The following is a 17,245-nucleotide window of genomic DNA, read 5'->3' as shown; positions in this document are numbered from 1 at the left end:
GACAACCTCAGCTCATTCGATGCTCGCCGTTGACCAGCGCTTCGCGGTTGAAGAAGCGCTGGATCGCCCCTTCCGCCATAAACGCCGCCCGGTCCGACATATGGGCCACCACGTCCGCGTCGTGACTGACCAGCAGGTAGGTCATACCGTGTTCCTGCTTCAGGCGGTTCAGCAGGTTGAGGATCTCCGCCTGTACCGACATATCCAACGCCGACGTCGGCTCATCCAGCAGCAGAATCTGCGGGCGCAGCAGCAGCGCGCGGGCAATCGCCACGCGCTGGCGCTGGCCGCCGGAAAGCTGGTGCGGATAGCGGCGCGCGGCATCGGCGGGCAGCCCTACCTGCTCCAGCGCGGTGGTGACCCGCTGCTCAATATCGCCGATGCCGTGAATTTTCAGCGGCTCCGCGAGGGTGCGCCACAGGGTATGGTTTGGATGCAGCGAGGCGTACGGGTCCTGAAACACCATCTGCACGTTGCGCCGCAGCTGGCCCTGAAAGCGAACGCCCGGCGTAATGGCTTTGCCGAACAGCGCGACGTCGCCGCTCCAGTCGCGCTGCAGGCCGCCGAGTACCCGCAAAATGGTGGATTTTCCGCAGCCGGAAGCGCCGATCAGGCTGAAGGTTTCCCCGGCGTCAACGCTAAAGCTGGCGGCGGAAACCGCCGTTTTATCGCCGAAAACAACCTGTAACGCTGCGAGATTAACGACCGTCATGCGCCGCCTCCGTAAAGGATTGATTTCTGTCGAGGGTCGGCAGCATCCGGCCGTAGGTCTGCGCGTCGGGACGGCAGGTCCACAGCGTGCGGGTATACGGGTGGGTGGCCGTAGGCAGGTCGCGCGCCGCCATCTCGTCGACCTGCGACCCCTGATACATCACCAGCACCCGATGGCAGTGTTCGGCCACCAGCGGCAGGTCGTGGCTGATCAGCAGCATCGCCATCTGCCGCTGCTCGCACTGTTCAACCAGCAGTTCGAGGATCTGGCTACGCAGGCGGGCGTCGAGGGCCGAGGTTGGCTCATCGGCAATCAGCACCTTCGGGTTGTTGAGCAGCGCCAGGGCAATCATCACCCGCTGGCCCATGCCGCCGGAGAGCTCCCCCGGATAGCGGCCGAGCACCGGTAAATCGAGGCCCACGGCGGCAACGGCGGCTTTTACCGCCTCCAGCCGCTGGCGGCGGTTCAGGCGCTGGTGGAGCGTTAGCGCCTCCTCCAGCTGCGCCTGGATGCTGAGCACCGGGTTTAGCGCATAGCGCGGGTCCTGCAGCACCATCGCCATATCGTTGCCGCGCAGCGCGCGCCAGCCGCGGTTGTTGAGGGTTAGCGCGTCGCGGCCCAGCACGTTGAGCGCGCCGGCGCTGACCACGCCCGGCCTGCGCACCAGCCCCATCAGGGCGCGGGCGGTCATCGATTTCCCGGAACCCGATTCGCCAACCAGCGCCAGGCGCTCGTTGCCGAGCGTAAAGCTTAAATCGTTCACCACCCGGGCGCCGGGGTAATCAATGGAGAGCCCCTGGACGTTGAGTCGGATATCAGTCATGTTGCGGCTCCAGAACGTCGCGCAGGCCGTCGCCCAGCAGGTTAAACGCCAGGCTGGCGATCAGGATCGCCGCCCCGGGCGCGGCGGCAATCCACCATTGGTCGAAAATCACCTGCATTCCATCGGCGATCATCGCCCCCCATTCCGCCATCGGCGGGCGGGCGCCGAGGCCAAGAAAGCCCAGCCCGGCGGCGGCGAGGATAATGCCCGCCAGATCCAGCGCCAGGCGCACGATGGCCGAAGGCAGGCACAGCGGGAGAATATGGCCCATCAGCAGCCGCCAGCCGCGAATGCCCATCATTTCCGCCGCCGCCAGGTAATCGCTATGGCGCAGGCGCTGAATTTCGCTCCGCGCCTGGCGGGCGTAGGCCGGCCAGGTGGTGAGCGCCAGCGCCAGCGCGCCGTTGACCAGACCCGGGCCGAGCATGGCGACAAAGGCAAAGGCCAGAATCAGCCGCGGCATCGACATCACCACGTCGGTAAAGCGCATCAGTCCGCGTTCCAGCCAGCCGCCGTAGTAGCCGGAGAGAATGCCCACCAGCAGGCCGGCTGGAAGGGTAATCAGGGTGACCAGCGCGACCAGCCCTAGCGCCGGCCGGGCGCCATAGATCAGGCGCGAAAGCAGATCGCGGCCGTAGCTGTCGGTGCCGAGCCAGTGTTGGGCTCCCGGCCCCTGCAGGCGGGCGGCGGCATCCTGCCAGTTGGGGTCCAGCGGCGCCAGCCACGGCGCGAACAGCGCCACCAGCACCAGCAGCAGAATAATCACCAGCCCGCAGAAGGCGGCGGGGGAGCGTCGCAGGCGGCGTAAAAACAACCAGGTCGGCATCAGCGCACCCTCGGGTCGGTTAACCGTACCAGCAGGTCGGTGAGGTTATTAATCAGGACGAAGCTGGCGCCAATCAGCAGCGTGCCGCCCATGATCGCCGTGGTGTCGCCGGCAAACAGCGCGGTGGTCAGATAGCGCCCAATTCCCGGCCATGAGAAGACGGTTTCGGTGAGCACCGCGCCTTCAAGCATGGCGGTGTAGGCCAGAGCGATCACCGTCAGCAGGGTGCCGCGAATATTGGGCAGCACGTGGCGCAACAGGATCGTCATTTCGCTGGCCCCTTTGGCGCGCGCCAGCAGGATGTACTCTTTGTTCATCTCGCTCAGGCATGCGGACCGCGTCAGGCGGGTGATGCTGGCCAGCGAGTAGTAGGCCAGCAGCAGCACCGGCAGCAGCAGGTGGCCGACGGCATTTTTAAACGCCTCTTTGTCACCCGACAGCCAGGTGTCAATCAGCGCAAATCCAGTGCGCGGCTCGACGCTGTACTGATAGATATCGTCCAGCCGCCCCGGGCCAGGCGTCCACTGCAGCCTGGCGTAGAACAGCGCCAGCATCAGCAGGCCGAGCCAAAAAATCGGCACCGAGTTGCCGAGCAGGGTAAAGGTGCGTACCACCAGGTCCCACGGCGAGCCGACGTAGCGGGCGCAGAGCACGCCGGCAATGACGCCAAGCAGGGCGCCAATAATCAGCGCCAGCGTCGCCAGTTCGAGCGTCGCCGGGAAGGTGGAGAGCAGGTCGTGAAGCACCGGCTGACCGGTGGCGCTGGCGGTGCCAAGATCGCCGTGCGCGAGCCGGGTGAGATAGTGCCAGAACTGTACCGGCAGCGGCCGGTCAAGGCCGAGCTGGTGGCGTACCTGATCGTAGGTGGACTGGCTGGCGTGGTCGCCGACGATTTGCAGAACCCGGTCAACCGGCGACAGCGCCGAGAGCGCGAAGGTCACCAGCAGCAGGCCGAGCAGAGTCAGCGCCAGGGTGAGCAGCCCCTGAAATAGCGCGAGCAGAGGGCGCTTTGCGCGCCGCTCCGCTCCGGTGGGTGAAACAGCAGACATGGTTATTCCGTAGGTAAAGAGTGCAGTGTAACCGTTGCGGGTAAAATCCCCGGACCGCGGCGTAACGCCGGTTCCGGGTGACTAAAATATCGCTATTTGCTTACCCGATCGTACCAGACCATATCGGCGTTCAGGCCCTGCTGGTAACCCTTCACGTTGTCGCGGACCACAATCTGCGTTTTTCCCTGATCGACAAACACGTACGGCGAGCTGCGCTGCAGCTCTTCCTGCATCTGTTTATACAGTCCGAGGCGTTTGGCGGCATCCGGCTCGGCAACCGCCGCGAGGGTGGCTTTATTCAGCTCCGGGATTTGCCAGCCGTTAAGACCGGCCACGGTGCTCGACTTACCGTCGTTGTAAGCAAAGGCGCTGGCGTTGGAGTGGGCGTCGAAGTAGTCGGGGATCCACAGGCGAATCGCCGCCTGATGCTGCTTCGCCCGCACGCGGGCGTACACCTGGCTACCGGCCGCCGGCAGCAGATCGATCTTCACGCCGCCCTGGGCGAAGCTGGCCTGCATGGACTGGGCGATAGTGATAAACGGCGGTTTGTTTTCGACATCGAGGGTGAAGTGGGCGTCTTTAATTCCGGCTTTGGCGAGGATCGCTTTGGCTTTCGCCGGGTCGAATTTAAACGGATTGTTGTCCAGCGCCCCCGGCAGACCGACCGGCAGGAAGCTCTGATGGACAAAATACTGGCCTTTGAGCAGGTCCTTCGTGATGCCGTCGTAATCCACCAGCCAGCGCGCGGCCTCCCACAGCGCCGGGTTTTTCAGCAGCGGGTTGGCGGCGTTGCCGGTGTTAAACGCCAGATAGTTTTGTTCCGCCGACGGGATGCTCAGCACCTTCACGCCGGGCTTGCCCTGCAGGGCGGCAATCTGATCGGCGCCCAGATCGCGCGCCACGTCGGCGTCACCCTGCTGGATCAGCAGGCGGCGGGAGGCCGGATCGGGCACGTTTTTGATGATGATGCTTTTCAGCTTCGGCGCGCCGGTGGGCGAGCTGTCGTTAGCCTCCAGCACGATGGCCTGATGCGGCTGGTAAACGCGCATTTTAAAGGCCCCGCTGCCCGCTGAGTGCATCTTCAGCCAGCCGTTGCCGAAATCGTTATCTTTGGCATTCGGCGCCACCAGCTTTTCATCGACGATAGAGGCGATAGGCGTGGAGAGAATATTCAGCGCCACCGCCGGGCTCACCTCGGCGGTCCAGTGCAGCGCCAGCGTGTGGTCATCCACCTTCTTCAGCTGGCCGGCAATGTTGTCCGCCTGCCAGCCGAGGACGTTGAGGATAAAGGCCGGTGATTTATTCAGGGTCACCGCGCGGGTGTAGGAGAAAATAACATCTTCCGGACGTAGCGGGTTACCGGAGGCGAACTTCGCCTCGGGCTTGAGCTTAATGGTCAGCGTTTTCGCCGCCGGGTCCGCCTGCCAGCTCTCTGCCAGAATAGGGGTGATTTTTTCAGGGTTGTCGCGGTCCGGCTGCACCAGACGCTGGTAGAGGCTCGGTACCGTCTGGATGCTGGAAAGTTCGTTGGCTTCCGCCGGGTCGAGGCTGACGATGTCGTCGAGGCCTTGGGCAACGACCAGGGTAGTTGGCGGCGTGGCGGCATGGACGGCGGCGGATAGCGCGGTCAGCACCAGTAATGACAGCAGTTTTTTAGTCATGAGCAATCCCTGAAAAATGATGTTTTGATTATTTATGTGTCGCTAAATTAGGCCCCTTCATGAAAGGCGTAAAGTCAAAATGCGGATAAGCTTATGCTTAAAAAGCATAATCAATATCATCGGGCTATGAGTGAAAAATAACGCGGTCGTCTTTCTGCGCGTTGTGCTTCTTGATATAACGATTTGATCACAATTTAACGGAACTTAAAGATGCCGGAAATCAATCAGTATGGCCAGCAGGTGAACGATGTGGTCGTTGGCTGGCAGGGCGCCAGCGTGCTAAAGCGAAGCGCGTTAACGGGACGCTATTGCCGGCTTGAACCGCTGGATACCCGGCGACACGCCGCCGATCTGTTTGCCGCCTACGCGCTGGGCGACGGCAGCGACTGGACCTGGCTTGCCAGCACGCGCCCCGAAACCGTGGAGGCCACGGCGCACTGGGTGGCAGGTAAAGTTGGCGACGACGCGCTGGTCCCCTTTGCGGTTATCGATCTTGGCTCCGGTCAGGCGGTGGGGCTGGTGAGCTTTATGGCGATTGAACAGGCTATGGGCTCGGTCGAAATCGGCCACGTCACCTGGTCGCGAAAGATGAAAAATACCCCGCTGGGAACCGAGGCGGTTTGGCTGCTGCTGAAGGACGCGTTCGCAGCCGGCTACCGGCGTCTGGAGTGGAAGTGCGACTCGATGAATATCGCCTCCCGGCGGGCCGCCGAGCGGCTGGGCTTTACCTGGGAGGGGCGCCTGCGCCAGAAGATGGTGCGCAAGGCGCGCAGCCGCGACAGCGACATGCTGTCGATTATCGATGGCGAATGGCCGCAGCGCGACGCCGAACTGCGGGCGTGGCTGGCGGCGGACAATTTTGATGCCCAGGGGCGGCAGATAAAGCGGCTGGATGAGTTCCGGGAAGCCATTTCCCCCTCCTGAATAACCGGAGGGGGAGGCGCATAGCGGGCGGCGCCAAAGGGCTGACGCGGTCGAAGAGGCGGCGCGGTTTACCAGCAGATAAATCCGCCATCGACCACCAGGTCGACGCCGGTGCAGAATGACGCGGCGTCGCTGGCGAGGAACAGCGCCGGGCCTGCCATCTCCTCGACTCTCGCCATCCGCTGAACCGGCGTCTGGCTTTCGAATTCGCGGGTCTGATGGACCATTTCCGGACGGGTGTTCATCGGGGTGGCGGTATAGCCGGGGCTGATGGAGTTCACGCGGATACCTTTACCGACCCACTCCATCGCCAGGCTTTTGGACAGATGGATGACGCCCGCTTTAGAGCTGTTGTAATGCGCCTGCTCAAGGCCGCGGTTAACGATAATGCCGGACATGGAGGCGATATTAATGATCGAGCCGCCGCCGGATTCCAGCATCAGCTCCGCCTCGGCTTTACAGGAGTTCCACACTCCGGTGAGGTTGATATCAATCACGCGCTGCCACTGCTCGGTTTCCATCTCCAGGGCCGGGTTGGCGTTGGCGATACCGGCGGCGTTAACGGCGATATCCAGGCGTCCGAAGCGGCTTTTCGCCAGCGCTACGGCCGCGCGGAGATCGCTGAGCTGGCGTACGTCCCCGGTGTACAGGCAGGCCTGCCCGCCGATGGCTTCGATATGATTCACGGTATCGGTGAGCCCGCCGTCTTCCCGCAGATCGAAGCACACGACCCGCGCACCCGCGCTGGCAAGTCCGTAAGCAATGGTCTGGCCGATCCCGCTGCCCGCGCCGGTTACGAAGGCGACGCGTCCCTGCAGATTAAACAGCTGTTGAGCAAAATCTTTTGCGATCATAGTTATCACTCTTTTAATGAATGTCCCGTAGCCCGGAGCGGCGCAACGCGCGGCCTCCGGGCTATCTGTTATGAACCATCGCTGAACGGCGCTGCCCGATAATCCCTCTGAGGGGCATCAGGACATAATCAGGCCGCCGTCGATGTTAATCGTTTGTCCGGTGAGGTATCGCGCGTCGTCGGAGGCGAGAAACGCCACCAGCCCGGCGACATCCTCCGGTTTCCCCGCGCGCTTCATCGGAATACCTTCAACCCACTCGGCCATCAGCTCGCCTTTGGCGTAGCGTTTCCGATCGCTGCTGAGGACCTCCCCCCACACGCGGTCGTTGTAGTCCCACATTTCGCTCTCGATGATCCCGGGGCAGAAGGCGTTAACGGTGATATTCCACGGCGCCAGTTCATGGGCCAGGCTTTGGGTGATCCCGATAACGCCCATCTTGCTGGCGGCGTAGTGCGGGGTATAGATAAAGCCCTGGCGGCCCTGACCCGAAGAGGTATTAATCAGGCTGCCGTGGTTTTGCTTGACCATGTATTTAGCCGCTTCGCGGCAGCACAGCCAGACGCCGGTGGTATTTACCGCCAGCACCTTCTCAAAATCAGCCTTTGGCATACGGTCGAAGTAGTCGATAGTGATCACTCCGGCATTTTGAATAGAGACGTCAATGGTGCCGAAACGCGCGGCGGCCTGTTCATAAAGAGACTGAACCTGGGCTTCGTTGGTCACATCGACCTCCAGTGACAAAATGTCCGCCTGGTAGCGCTGACGCAGGGTTTCCGCGGTTTCATGAACGCGGTCGGCGTTAGAGACCATCACCAGCCTGGCGCCATCGCGCGCAAAGCGCTCGGCGATCCCCGCGCCAATGCCGCGACAGGCTCCGGTAATAACAATCGTTTTGTTGTGAAAATTTCTGTTCATATTATTTTCCCTTTAGCGAGGCCGGGCGGTGTACGCCCGGCGCAATGATCGTTGTCTGTCGGCGTATTAGCTGGAGGCGGCGCCGCCAGGCAGCGCGGTGGTCTGCTTTTCTTCATGACGACGCATCAGGATGACTTTGTTCTGTAGTTTTTGCTGGAACTGGTCAACGACGACGGCGGTTACAATCACCACGCCTTTAATGACCATCTGCCAGAAATCGCTGACGCCCATCATGACCATGCCGTCGGCGAGGAACACGATAACGAAGGCGCCAATAATGGAGCCTGTGACCCGGCCTCGGCCGCCTGCCAGCGCCGTGCCGCCAAGCACGGTGGCGCCGATGGCGTCCATTTCAAACATATTGCCGGTCATCGGGTGGGCGGTTTGCAGCTGAGAAGCAACGATCAGCCCAACGAACGCCGCGCAGAGACCGGAGAAGGCGTAGACGAAGATCTTCGCTTTCACGATGGGCACCCCGGCGAGGCGGGCAGCGGACTCGTTGCCGCCGATCGCGTAGATGTAGCGACCGAGCGGCGTTTTTGTCGTCAGCCAGTAGCCGAGCACAAGGAAGGCGATCATCAGCCAGATGGGCAGATAAATGCCGAGCACGGTGCCGGAACCGAGGATCGAGAAACCGGTATTTCCCAGCGCTTCCATGCCGTTGAGGTTAGGGTAGGTGCTGCCGTCATTAAACAGCAGCGCAGAACCCCTGGCGACGTACATCATCCCGAGCGTGCAGATAAAGGGAGCGACGCCAAAGCGGGTGATCACGGCGCCGTTAATAAAGCCGACCAGGATGCCAAAAATGGCCACGCAGAGGATCACTTCAGGCACGTTGAAGAAGATCACGCTGCCGTTCCATAGCGGCAGCCCGTTGGTCAGCAGCGCGCCGGCGACCATGCCGCAGATCCCGGCGACGGCCCCGACCGAGAGGTCGATACCGCCGGTAAGGATCACCAGCGTCATCCCAATGGCCAGCAGGCCGGTAATCGCCACGTGCTGGGTCATAATCAGCAGGTTAGAGGTGGTCAGGAAATTCGGTACCATCACGCTGAAGAATGCAATTACCAGCAGCAGAGCGATAAACGTTCTGGCCTTCAGCAGGTACATATAAATCATATATTTCTGGTTCATGATGGATTCCAGCCTGATTAATCTTGGGGTGTTGAAGCCGCGATGAGCTTTTCGCGGGTAACCGCATGGCGCGGTAAATCGGCGGTAATACGGCCATCGGCCATCACCAGAATGCGGTCGGCCAGGGCCATCACTTCATCCAGTTCCGAGGAGGAGAACATGACGGCCAGCCCCTGATGCGCCATTTTGCCGATCAGGTGATAGACGTCCGTTTTGGCACCGACGTCAATCCCGCGGGTGGGTTCATCGAGAAACACCACCTGTGGCTGCGTCATAAGCGCTTTACCCAGCACGACTTTCTGCTGGTTGCCGCCGCTCAGGGAGGTAATGGGCAGCTCGGGGTCGCTGACCTTGATGGCGAGCTGGCGGATCATCTCCTTCACGCTGGCGCTCTCTTTCTGCGGATTCAGCCACTTCCACGCCCGGCGAAAGCCCTGCAGGCTAAAGTCAGAGAGCGTCATGTTGGATTGAATGGACATCATCTGCACCACGCCTTCGCCCTGGCGGTCTTCTGGTACCAGCGCCAGACCCTTTTTTAAGCGGGTTTGAAAGTGGGCTTTGCCGATATTCTCCCCGTTGAGATGGATGCTGCCGGTCTGGCAGGTCATCAATCCGATCAGGCCCTTAAACAGCTCGGTGCGCCCGGCGCCCAGCAGGCCATAGATGCCGATGACCTCGCCTTTATTCAGCGTGAAGGTCACGTCATTAAGCTTGTAGCCGCCGCTGTGATGCAGCGCGGTCAGGCCCTCGACGGCAAGAACCGCCTCGCCCTGCGGGGCCGGCTGATAGTCGAAGTGCTTTTTCTTATCCCCGACCATCTGCTCAATGATCCAGGGAATGCTGGCATCGCTGACGGTGCGTTCGCTGATAAAGCGGCCATCGCGGAAAATAGTGATGTGGTCGCCAATCTCCATCAGCTCTTCCAGGCGATGGGAGATATAAATAATGGTGACGCCGCGTCGTTTTAGCTGCTCAATGACGTTAAACAGGACCTTAACTTCCGACTGGCTGAGCGCTGAAGTGGGCTCATCCATGATCAGGACCCGGGTGTCCTTTGAGAGCGCGCGCGCGATTTCCACCAGCTGCTGATGGCCGATCCCCAGCTCTCCCAGCGGGGTGTAGGGATCGACATCAAGCTCCAGTCTTTCCAGCAGCGATTTCGCCAGTTCATACTGATATTTTTCGTTAATCCGGCCTTTCTGGAAAAATTCGTTCGCCATGAAAATATTATCCATGACGTTCATATTGGGGAATAAATTGAGCTCCTGGAAAATAATGCTAATGCCCTGACTTTCCGCCTGATGAGTGGAGCTTAATGACACTTCGGCACCGTCGAGAATAATCTGTCCGGAGGAGGGCGTTTCGACACCGGCAAGCATTTTCATCATGGTGGATTTACCCGCACCATTTTCTCCGATCAGAACGTTTACTTTATTTCGATATACCCGGTAATTGACATTATCTAAGGCAATAACGCCCGGATAAACCCGCGACAGCTCGCGCGTTTCGATAATAACTTCAGATTCGACTGGTTGGGGAGCGACGATAGGTTGCGACGGCATCTTATTGTCCTCCGGAACGTTCGATTTTTGCTGGCGTAATGTCGGGTAGCGTCTGCGGAATATCCCAGGCGGAGAAGACGCCGTATACCTGGGTCATTTCGCCGCTTTTCACCTGCGCGGCCTGGATCATTTTCACCGCCTGTTCATTAATGGCCCGGCCGTATTCGCCAAACAGTACCTGGTCATTAAAATCCTGATAGCTGGCGCCTTTATAGCCATCCCGCAACTGGGTGCCGCGAAGCGTCGGGCCAATTTGCACGACAACCGGGCCGCCGGCGCTATCTTCGACCGTCATTTTTCCGCTGCGGGAGGCTGAGTCGATCCCGGTGATTTTACCTGCTACTTTGACGTAAAAAATGCAGGGATTCTCCTCCTGGGCGCGATAGCCCAGAGCCTGACAGGCGCTATCGAAATCTTTAGCCGCGCGCAGTGCGGCCATCAGTTCGCTGACCGGACGGGCCTGCGCCACAACCTGCGGCACGATTTTGTTCTGCCACGTTTGATCGATATTTGCCATGTGCGGATTGGGCGGGGATTTAAGATCGGCCAGCTCCTGCTGGGAGACGATACGACAGCCCCCGAGAGCAAGAACGGCCAGTGCCAGCCAGGTTTTTTTGTACATATCACTCTCCTACGCGCCCCCGAAGGGGCGCAACAACCCGAACTCAGGATTTGATGTTGAAGTCCTGAACTTTATCTGCGTTATCTTTGGTTATCAGAATTCCGCGGAACATGACGCGTTGCTTCGCGGGCTTCACGCCTTTTTGCAGGTAGTTATCGAGGTCGGTAACGCCCTGCGCCGCAATAGCCTGGGCCTGCAGCATGACGGTTGCCTGCAACGTGCCGGCCTTAACCGCATCGCGCTCGTCGTTGCTGCCGTCGATGCCGACCACCACGACGTCAGTACGGTTGGCCGCCTTCAGGGCGGCGATGGCGCCAAGAGCCACCGGGCCGTTGCCGCAGATCACGCCTTTGACATCAGGGTGGGCCTGCAGAATGCTGTCCATGATGCGCTTGCCGTCAATTAACGTACCTTTGGCATCCTGTTTAGCTACGCTGACCATATCCGGATACTGGTCAATAACCTGGTGGAATGATTTAGAACGCGTGACGCAGTTATTATCTGCAAGGTTGCAGGTCAGTTCGGCGTATTTTCCTTTTTCCGCCATTTTCTCGACAAATACGTTGGCGACTTCCGAACCAGCCTGGAAGTTATTATGCGTAATCTGCTCAAGGGCCACGTCATCGACAGGAATTTCCCGGTTAATTAATATAATCGGAATGCCTGCTTGTTTCGCTTTTTCAATCGCCGCGACGCTGGCGGTTGAGTCGGCGTTATCCAGAATAATACCCTGAACTTTTTTGCCGATGGCTGTATCAATCAGTTCGTTCTGTTTTTTTACATCTTCGCCATGAGACAGAATGGTTGTTTTATATCCGAGTTCTTTTGCTTTCTCGCTGGCCCCTTTGGCTTCAGAAGCGTAATACGGGTTATCCAGCGAGTTAACCATGATCATGATGGTGCCTTTTTCTACTGCCTGAGCAGTAAAAGAAAGCGCGGTCAGGGTTGCAACAGTCAAAAGCGTTAAACGTAATTTCATGACAATGTTCTCTCTATGTTGTTATTGTCGGGTACGGTGAAACAACGTAAGGCCGGAAAGGCGGTTGTATGGGCCGGAATTCTCCTTCTGTTAATGATTAAGGTTCGTCACCTTCGTTTTCCCTGGTGGGCGTCAGGCGGACGTAGCCGGTTTCCATAATGTTCTGTCCACCGCATGGCGCCACTCCTGCCACCTTGCCTGCAGGCGCTGATGGCGGGCCATGTCGGGGCTAAATTCACTGTGTTCGGTTAAAAAGGCCGTCAGGTCGACGGGCGTATCGGGATTGAGCGCCTTGCGGGCAAGCAGGGCTGCGCCGATGGCGGAGAGTTCAGGCACATCGCTGCGCATGACCGGGCAGCCCAGCAGATCCGCCTGGTACTGCATGAGCCAGTCGTTTTTGGTCGGTCCGCCGTCGACCATCAGCGCCGACAGGCTGAAATCATCATGCTGGCGCATGGCGACCACCACATCGGCTATCTGATAGGTGATGGATTCCAGCGCGGCGCGGATCAGGTGCGCGCGCTTAACGCCGCGGCTCAGTCCACAAATCACGCCGCGGGCGCTATCGTCCCACCACGGAGCGCCAAGCCCGGTCAGCGCCGGCACAAAATAGACTCCCATCGTCGAGTCAACCGAAGCGGGCAGGGTGTTAAGTTCGTGGGCCAGCTCGTCGGCGGAGAGTTCGCTCAGGCCGGTGCTGTCAGCCATCCACGCCACGGCATCGCCGGTATGGGGAATATTGCCTTCCAGTCCATAGGTGATGCGCTCGCCGTCATGCCAGGCAATGGTGGTGGCCAGCGCGTCAATATCGCACTGCGCTGATTTAACCGGCGCCATCACCGACGAGCCGGTACCGTACGTGGCTTTCACGCACCCGAGTTCCCCTAATGCATGGCCAAAAAGCGCGGCGTGAGAGTCGCCGACCATCGCCATGATCGGAATGCCGTCAGGTATCGCCGCGAGCCCGCGGGTGTAGCCAAATAATCCGCTGGATGGCTTAATTTCCGCCAGCGCGGCGCGGGGGATCTGGAACAAGGCCAGCATGTCGTCATCCCACTGCCCGCTCTGTAAATTGAGCAGCTGGGTGCGCGCGGCGTTGGAGTAATCGCAGCAGAAGGCGTCGCCGTGGGTTAAATTCCACAGCAGCCAGCTATCAATGGTGCCGAGGCAGATCTCACCGCGTTCGGCGAGAAGGCGACCCTCGGGGATAGACTCCAGCAGCCAGCGCATTTTGGAGGCGGAAAACAGAGGAGCAATCGGCAGCCCGGTCGTGGTTTTAATCTGCTGCTCTTTGCCCGCATGGCGCAGATCGTCGCAAAAAACGGCGCTGCGGGTGCATTGCCAGGTGATGGCGGCGTTAACCGGCTTTCCGCTATGGCGATACCAGCCGATGGCGGTTTCCCGCTGGTTGCTGATGGCTAATGCGGCAACATTTTCCGCGCCAACGTGCTCAACCGCTTTGGCAATCACCTCAAGCGAGGCCTCGATCAACGTCTCGCCAGATTGCTCTACCCAGCCATCGCGAGGGGTTTGAATCGCCAGGGGTTGTGAAAATTTCACAATAACGTTGCCGCGGCCGTCGAGCACCACCGCTTTTGCATTGGTCGTCCCTTCGTCGAGCGCAATAATGAACTCTTGTTGTGTTGCCGGCATTAGATAGTCTCCTGAGTCACACTTCGTCCTGGCGCTGAGGGGCGAACATTCCTCGCTATCGCGTTGCTACTTAGCAGGCCATGATGTGACATTTCGTTATCACTTTTGTAATCACTGAATATATATTCGATAGTGATTATTTATTTAATACCTTAGCCAGAAACTTTCCCCGGGGCTAGAGGAAAAGTTATCAATTGTGCTGGCAATCACACTTATCTGCATGGATAAATGCGCGGAGGGCTGGAGGGGGAAGCGCCAGGAAATTTAATCAGGATATTGAAATATAAATGTTTATTTTGCATGCCTCGGCATCAGAAAAGGTGGCGCAAAGGCATGCAAAAAGATGTCTGATGGAAAATTAGCCGGTGACCAGCAGCCTCGCGGTTGGATAATCGGTGATTAAAACATCGATATAGCCGCCGGAGAGGGCGCCTTTGATCGCCGCAACCTTATCGCTACCGCCGGCCAGCGCCACGACGTTGGGGCATTTTTTTACTTTTTCCAGCGCCATGCCGATAACAGGATCTTCATCATCGCTTAACACGGCCTGGCCTTTTTTGTCGTAATAGTGCAGGCAGATATCCCCCACCGCGCCGCGCTCGGCGAGCACCTGCAGCATATCTTCGTGGTAATAGTTACCTGACGTTTTCAGCAGCTGAGAAGGTTCGAGAATACCAATCCCGACGATGGCAATATCGACCTCGTCGAAACGCGAAACCACATCGGCGACGTCCTGGCTGGCGATGAGACGGTTTTTCTCCGCCATCGAGCCCTCAATGCTCTGCGAAGGAAGCAGCCAGGCCTGGCAGTTAAGATGCTGAGCGAGCGTCTGGGTCAGGATGGTTGCCTGTACGTTGCCGTTCGGCCCCACGCCGCCGAGCAGCTGGATAACTCCGCTGGCCTTCAGGTTTTGCGCGTGGACCTCATCGACCATGGCCCTGATGGTCGAACTCCATGAGGAGACGCCGATCAGATCTTTTGGTCGCAGGCGGGTTTCCAGATAGTGGGCCGCAGCGGACCCAATCGCGCGTTTGAGGGTGTGATCGCTGGCATCCTCTTCGGTATCGACGACGATAGCCTGCTTAATTCCGTAGCGATCTTCGATGCCTTTTTCGAGGTTAAGAAAAATATTCGAGGGCTGAACGACGCTAATTTTTACCACCCCTTCTTTCTGGCAGCGGGTGATGGCACGGGAGACAAATGACTGGGAAAGCGAAAGAAGTTGTGCAATGTCGGACTGCTTTCGTCCTTCAAGATAGTAAAGTGTGGCAATCTTAACTAACAGCCTTTGTTCATCCTGCTTAGCCATATATATCCCCGAAAATCATTAACGTATATCCATTATGTTATACCCGTCAGGCCGAAAACTACATGTCCGCTGGCTGCGTGCGTCTACCGCGCCGGCCCCTGCCTGAGCAGACTGCAATTCGAATAATTCAGGGTATAGAGGCTTTTATCATACGTGAAAAAGAAAGAGAACTAAGTGTGATGAAACTCTAACTTTTATCAATCCTCAAAATCAGCTATGGACAAAAACAGAACAGTTGTCGCATAATTGAATAAAGAATCATTGTTGAATATATATTCATGGTGATATCAAGTCAACTGAAAACTTATCCAGGCACAGACATGCCTGATAGTAAGGAGGCAGAATGTTCCTGAGTATGATGCAGCGGCGGAAGCCTGATGATGCGCTGCCTGGGGATGTCTGGTTTTTTTAGTCCCTTGTGGAATAAATATTCCAAGTTGAAATTAAATTCAGAGGTATTAAATGAATCCCTATAGCTACGATGTCCAGGCACTTGAGCGTAAAGCTCGCGCGGTACGCCGCCATATTATCAGATTGAATGCCAACAGCCCGGCCGGGGGGCATACCGGCGCCGATTTGTCGCAGGTAGAGCTATTAACCGCCCTCTATTTCCGCGAGCTAAACGTCTCCCCGGAGCAGATTGCCGACCCGGAGCGGGATATTTATATCCAGTCTAAAGGCCACGCGGTGGGGTGCTACTACTGCGTGCTTGCGGAAGCCGGCTTTTTCCCGGTCGAGTGGCTGGCGACCTATCAGCACGCGAACTCGCACCTTCCTGGCCACCCGGTTCGTCAAAAAACCCCCGGCATCGAACTGAATACCGGTGCATTGGGCCACGGTTTGCCTGTTGCGGTGGGGCTGGCGCTGGCTGCAAAGAAAAGCAACAGCACCCGCCGCATCTTTTTAATTACCGGCGATGGCGAACTGGCCGAGGGCAGCAACTGGGAGGCGGCGCTGGCTGCGGCGCATTACGAGCTCGATAACCTGATTATTATCAACGATAAAAACAACCTTCAGCTCGCCGGGCCGACCCGCGAGATTATGAATACCGACCCGCTTGCCGATAAGTGGAAAGCGTTTGGCATGACCGTGACCGAGTGTCAGGGAAACGATATGGCCTCAGTGGTGGCCGCTCTGGAAGGGTTGCAGCAGGCAGGTAAACCTAACGTCATTATCGCAAATACGACAAAAGGCGCCGGTATTTCCTTTATCCAGGGGCGTCCGGAATGGCACCACCGGGTACCGAAAGGCGAAGAGATTGAACTGGCACTGGAGGAACTGAAAGATGAGTAATGCAGAACACCTGGCGAGCGTAATGGTGCAAGCGTTTATTGACGCGGTAGAAAGCGGTGTTGATCTGGTGCCGGTCGTTGCTGATTCCACTTCGACGGCGAAAATTGCGCCCTTTATTAAACAATTTCCCGGCCGTCTGGTTAACGTCGGGATTGCCGAACAAAGCATGGTCGGCATGGCGGCCGGGCTGGCGCTGGGCGGGAAAGTTGCGGTGACCTGTAACGCCGCGCCCTTCCTGATTTCGCGCGCCAATGAGCAGATCAAAGTCGACGTCTGCTACAACAACACCAACGTTAAGCTGTTTGGTCTGAACGCCGGGGCCAGCTACGGCCCGCTGGCGAGCACCCATCACTCCATTGACGACCTTGCCGTGATGCGCGGGTTCGGCAATATCCAAATCTTTGCCCCCTCTACGCCGCGCGAGTGCCGGCAGATAATCGACTACGCCATCCAGCATCAGGGGCCGGTCTACATCCGCCTTGACGGCAAGGCGTTGCCGGAGCTGCACGACGAGAGCTACCGCTTTGTGCCGGGGGCGGTGGTTACCCTGCGCGAAGGCCGGGATATTGCGCTGGTTGCTACGGGGTCGACGGTGCATGAAATCGTCGACGCTGCGCAACTGCTGGCGGAACAGGGCATTGAAGCGAAGGTGGTGAGCGTTCCGTCGATTCGCCCTTGCGACACTCAGGCGCTGCTGGCGGCGCTGGAGGGCTGTAGCGCGGTCATCACGGTTGAAGAGCACAACGTGAATGGCGGACTCGGCAGCCTGGTTGCCGAAGTGCTGGCCGAAGGCGGTGCCGGTATCCCCCTGAAGCGCCTGGGGATCCCGGACGGTGAGTATGCGGCGGCGGCAGACCGCGGCTGGCTTCGTCAGCACCACGGTTTCGATGCGCCGGCGATCGCGGCGCTGGCGCCTACGCTGCTCTAAC

General features: G+C 58.7%; 16 protein-coding genes. 3 read left to right on the top strand and 13 right to left on the bottom strand.

What is annotated here, in order from left to right:
- Positions 1-7: 7 nt before the first annotated feature.
- The 5 genes from QFI97_RS20985 to QFI97_RS20965 form a co-directional block, all read right to left on the bottom strand.
- A complete protein-coding gene (locus QFI97_RS20985; RefSeq protein ID WP_346431913.1) occupies positions 8-712 on the bottom strand; it encodes an ABC transporter ATP-binding protein in 705 nt (234 codons plus the stop codon).
- Positions 699-1,535, bottom strand: coding sequence for an ABC transporter ATP-binding protein (locus tag QFI97_RS20980; protein WP_346431912.1), 837 nt, complete (start codon positions 1,533-1,535; stop codon positions 699-701). Before QFI97_RS20980 ends, QFI97_RS20985 begins: the two co-directional genes overlap by 14 nt.
- Entirely contained in the window at positions 1,528-2,361 is an 834-nt protein-coding gene (locus tag QFI97_RS20975; protein WP_095094847.1) for an ABC transporter permease, read from the bottom strand. The genes QFI97_RS20980 and QFI97_RS20975 overlap by 8 nt, the downstream gene beginning before the upstream one ends.
- On the bottom strand, positions 2,361-3,410 hold the full coding sequence (locus tag QFI97_RS20970) for an ABC transporter permease (protein ID WP_346431911.1): 1,050 nt from the start codon (positions 3,408-3,410) through the stop codon (positions 2,361-2,363). The genes QFI97_RS20975 and QFI97_RS20970 overlap by 1 nt, the downstream gene beginning before the upstream one ends.
- A gap of 92 nt (positions 3,411-3,502) precedes the next feature.
- Complete coding sequence (locus tag QFI97_RS20965; protein WP_331850588.1) at positions 3,503-5,071, bottom strand: ABC transporter substrate-binding protein; 1,569 nt, start codon at positions 5,069-5,071, stop codon at positions 3,503-3,505.
- A gap of 210 nt (positions 5,072-5,281) precedes the next feature.
- Between QFI97_RS20965 and QFI97_RS20960 the strand changes: the two genes are divergently transcribed.
- The gene (locus tag QFI97_RS20960; RefSeq protein WP_346431910.1) at positions 5,282-5,995 is read left to right on the top strand and encodes a GNAT family N-acetyltransferase; all 714 of its coding nucleotides are present in this window, start codon (positions 5,282-5,284) and stop codon (positions 5,993-5,995) included.
- Positions 5,996-6,063: 68 nt separating this feature from the next.
- On the opposite strand, the gene QFI97_RS20955 is transcribed toward QFI97_RS20960, so the two are convergent.
- The 8 genes from QFI97_RS20955 to QFI97_RS20920 form a co-directional block, all read right to left on the bottom strand.
- The gene (locus QFI97_RS20955; protein WP_095094853.1) at positions 6,064-6,849 is read right to left on the bottom strand and encodes an SDR family oxidoreductase; all 786 of its coding nucleotides are present in this window, start codon (positions 6,847-6,849) and stop codon (positions 6,064-6,066) included.
- A gap of 117 nt (positions 6,850-6,966) precedes the next feature.
- On the bottom strand, positions 6,967-7,764 hold the full coding sequence (locus QFI97_RS20950; RefSeq protein ID WP_331850586.1) for an SDR family oxidoreductase: 798 nt from the start codon (positions 7,762-7,764) through the stop codon (positions 6,967-6,969).
- Positions 7,765-7,830: 66 nt separating this feature from the next.
- Positions 7,831-8,898, bottom strand: a complete 1,068-nt coding sequence (locus QFI97_RS20945) for an ABC transporter permease (protein WP_095094857.1) — start codon at positions 8,896-8,898, stop codon at positions 7,831-7,833.
- 17 nt (positions 8,899-8,915) lie between these two features.
- Positions 8,916-10,460, bottom strand: coding sequence for a sugar ABC transporter ATP-binding protein (locus QFI97_RS20940; RefSeq protein ID WP_095094859.1), 1,545 nt, complete (start codon positions 10,458-10,460; stop codon positions 8,916-8,918).
- A gap of 1 nt (position 10,461) precedes the next feature.
- Positions 10,462-11,082, bottom strand: coding sequence for a DUF2291 family protein (locus QFI97_RS20935; protein WP_346431909.1), 621 nt, complete (start codon positions 11,080-11,082; stop codon positions 10,462-10,464).
- A gap of 43 nt (positions 11,083-11,125) precedes the next feature.
- Positions 11,126-12,061: a D-ribose ABC transporter substrate-binding protein gene (locus tag QFI97_RS20930; RefSeq protein WP_095094863.1), complete on the bottom strand. Its 936-nt coding sequence runs from the start codon at positions 12,059-12,061 to the stop codon at positions 11,126-11,128.
- Positions 12,062-12,193: 132 nt separating this feature from the next.
- Positions 12,194-13,714: an FGGY family carbohydrate kinase gene (locus QFI97_RS20925; protein WP_095094865.1), complete on the bottom strand. Its 1,521-nt coding sequence runs from the start codon at positions 13,712-13,714 to the stop codon at positions 12,194-12,196.
- 358 nt (positions 13,715-14,072) lie between these two features.
- Positions 14,073-15,023 (bottom strand): sugar-binding transcriptional regulator, encoded by a 951-nt coding sequence (locus QFI97_RS20920; RefSeq protein WP_041144517.1) that lies wholly within the window; start codon positions 15,021-15,023, stop codon positions 14,073-14,075.
- 462 nt (positions 15,024-15,485) lie between these two features.
- Between QFI97_RS20920 and QFI97_RS20915 the strand changes: the two genes are divergently transcribed.
- Both QFI97_RS20915 and QFI97_RS20910 read left to right on the top strand, forming a co-directional pair.
- Positions 15,486-16,316, top strand: coding sequence for a transketolase (locus tag QFI97_RS20915; protein ID WP_095094867.1), 831 nt, complete (start codon positions 15,486-15,488; stop codon positions 16,314-16,316).
- Positions 16,309-17,244, top strand: a complete 936-nt coding sequence (locus tag QFI97_RS20910) for a transketolase family protein (protein ID WP_095094869.1) — start codon at positions 16,309-16,311, stop codon at positions 17,242-17,244. The genes QFI97_RS20915 and QFI97_RS20910 overlap by 8 nt, the downstream gene beginning before the upstream one ends.
- Position 17,245 lies beyond the last annotated feature (1 nt).

Source organism: Klebsiella scottii, from assembly GCF_036561945.1.
Taxonomy (GTDB): Bacteria; Pseudomonadota; Gammaproteobacteria; order Enterobacterales; family Enterobacteriaceae; genus Klebsiella; species Klebsiella scottii.
The sequence above is the reverse complement of the archived record's forward strand: the minus strand, read 5'-3'. Positions and strand labels throughout refer to the sequence as shown.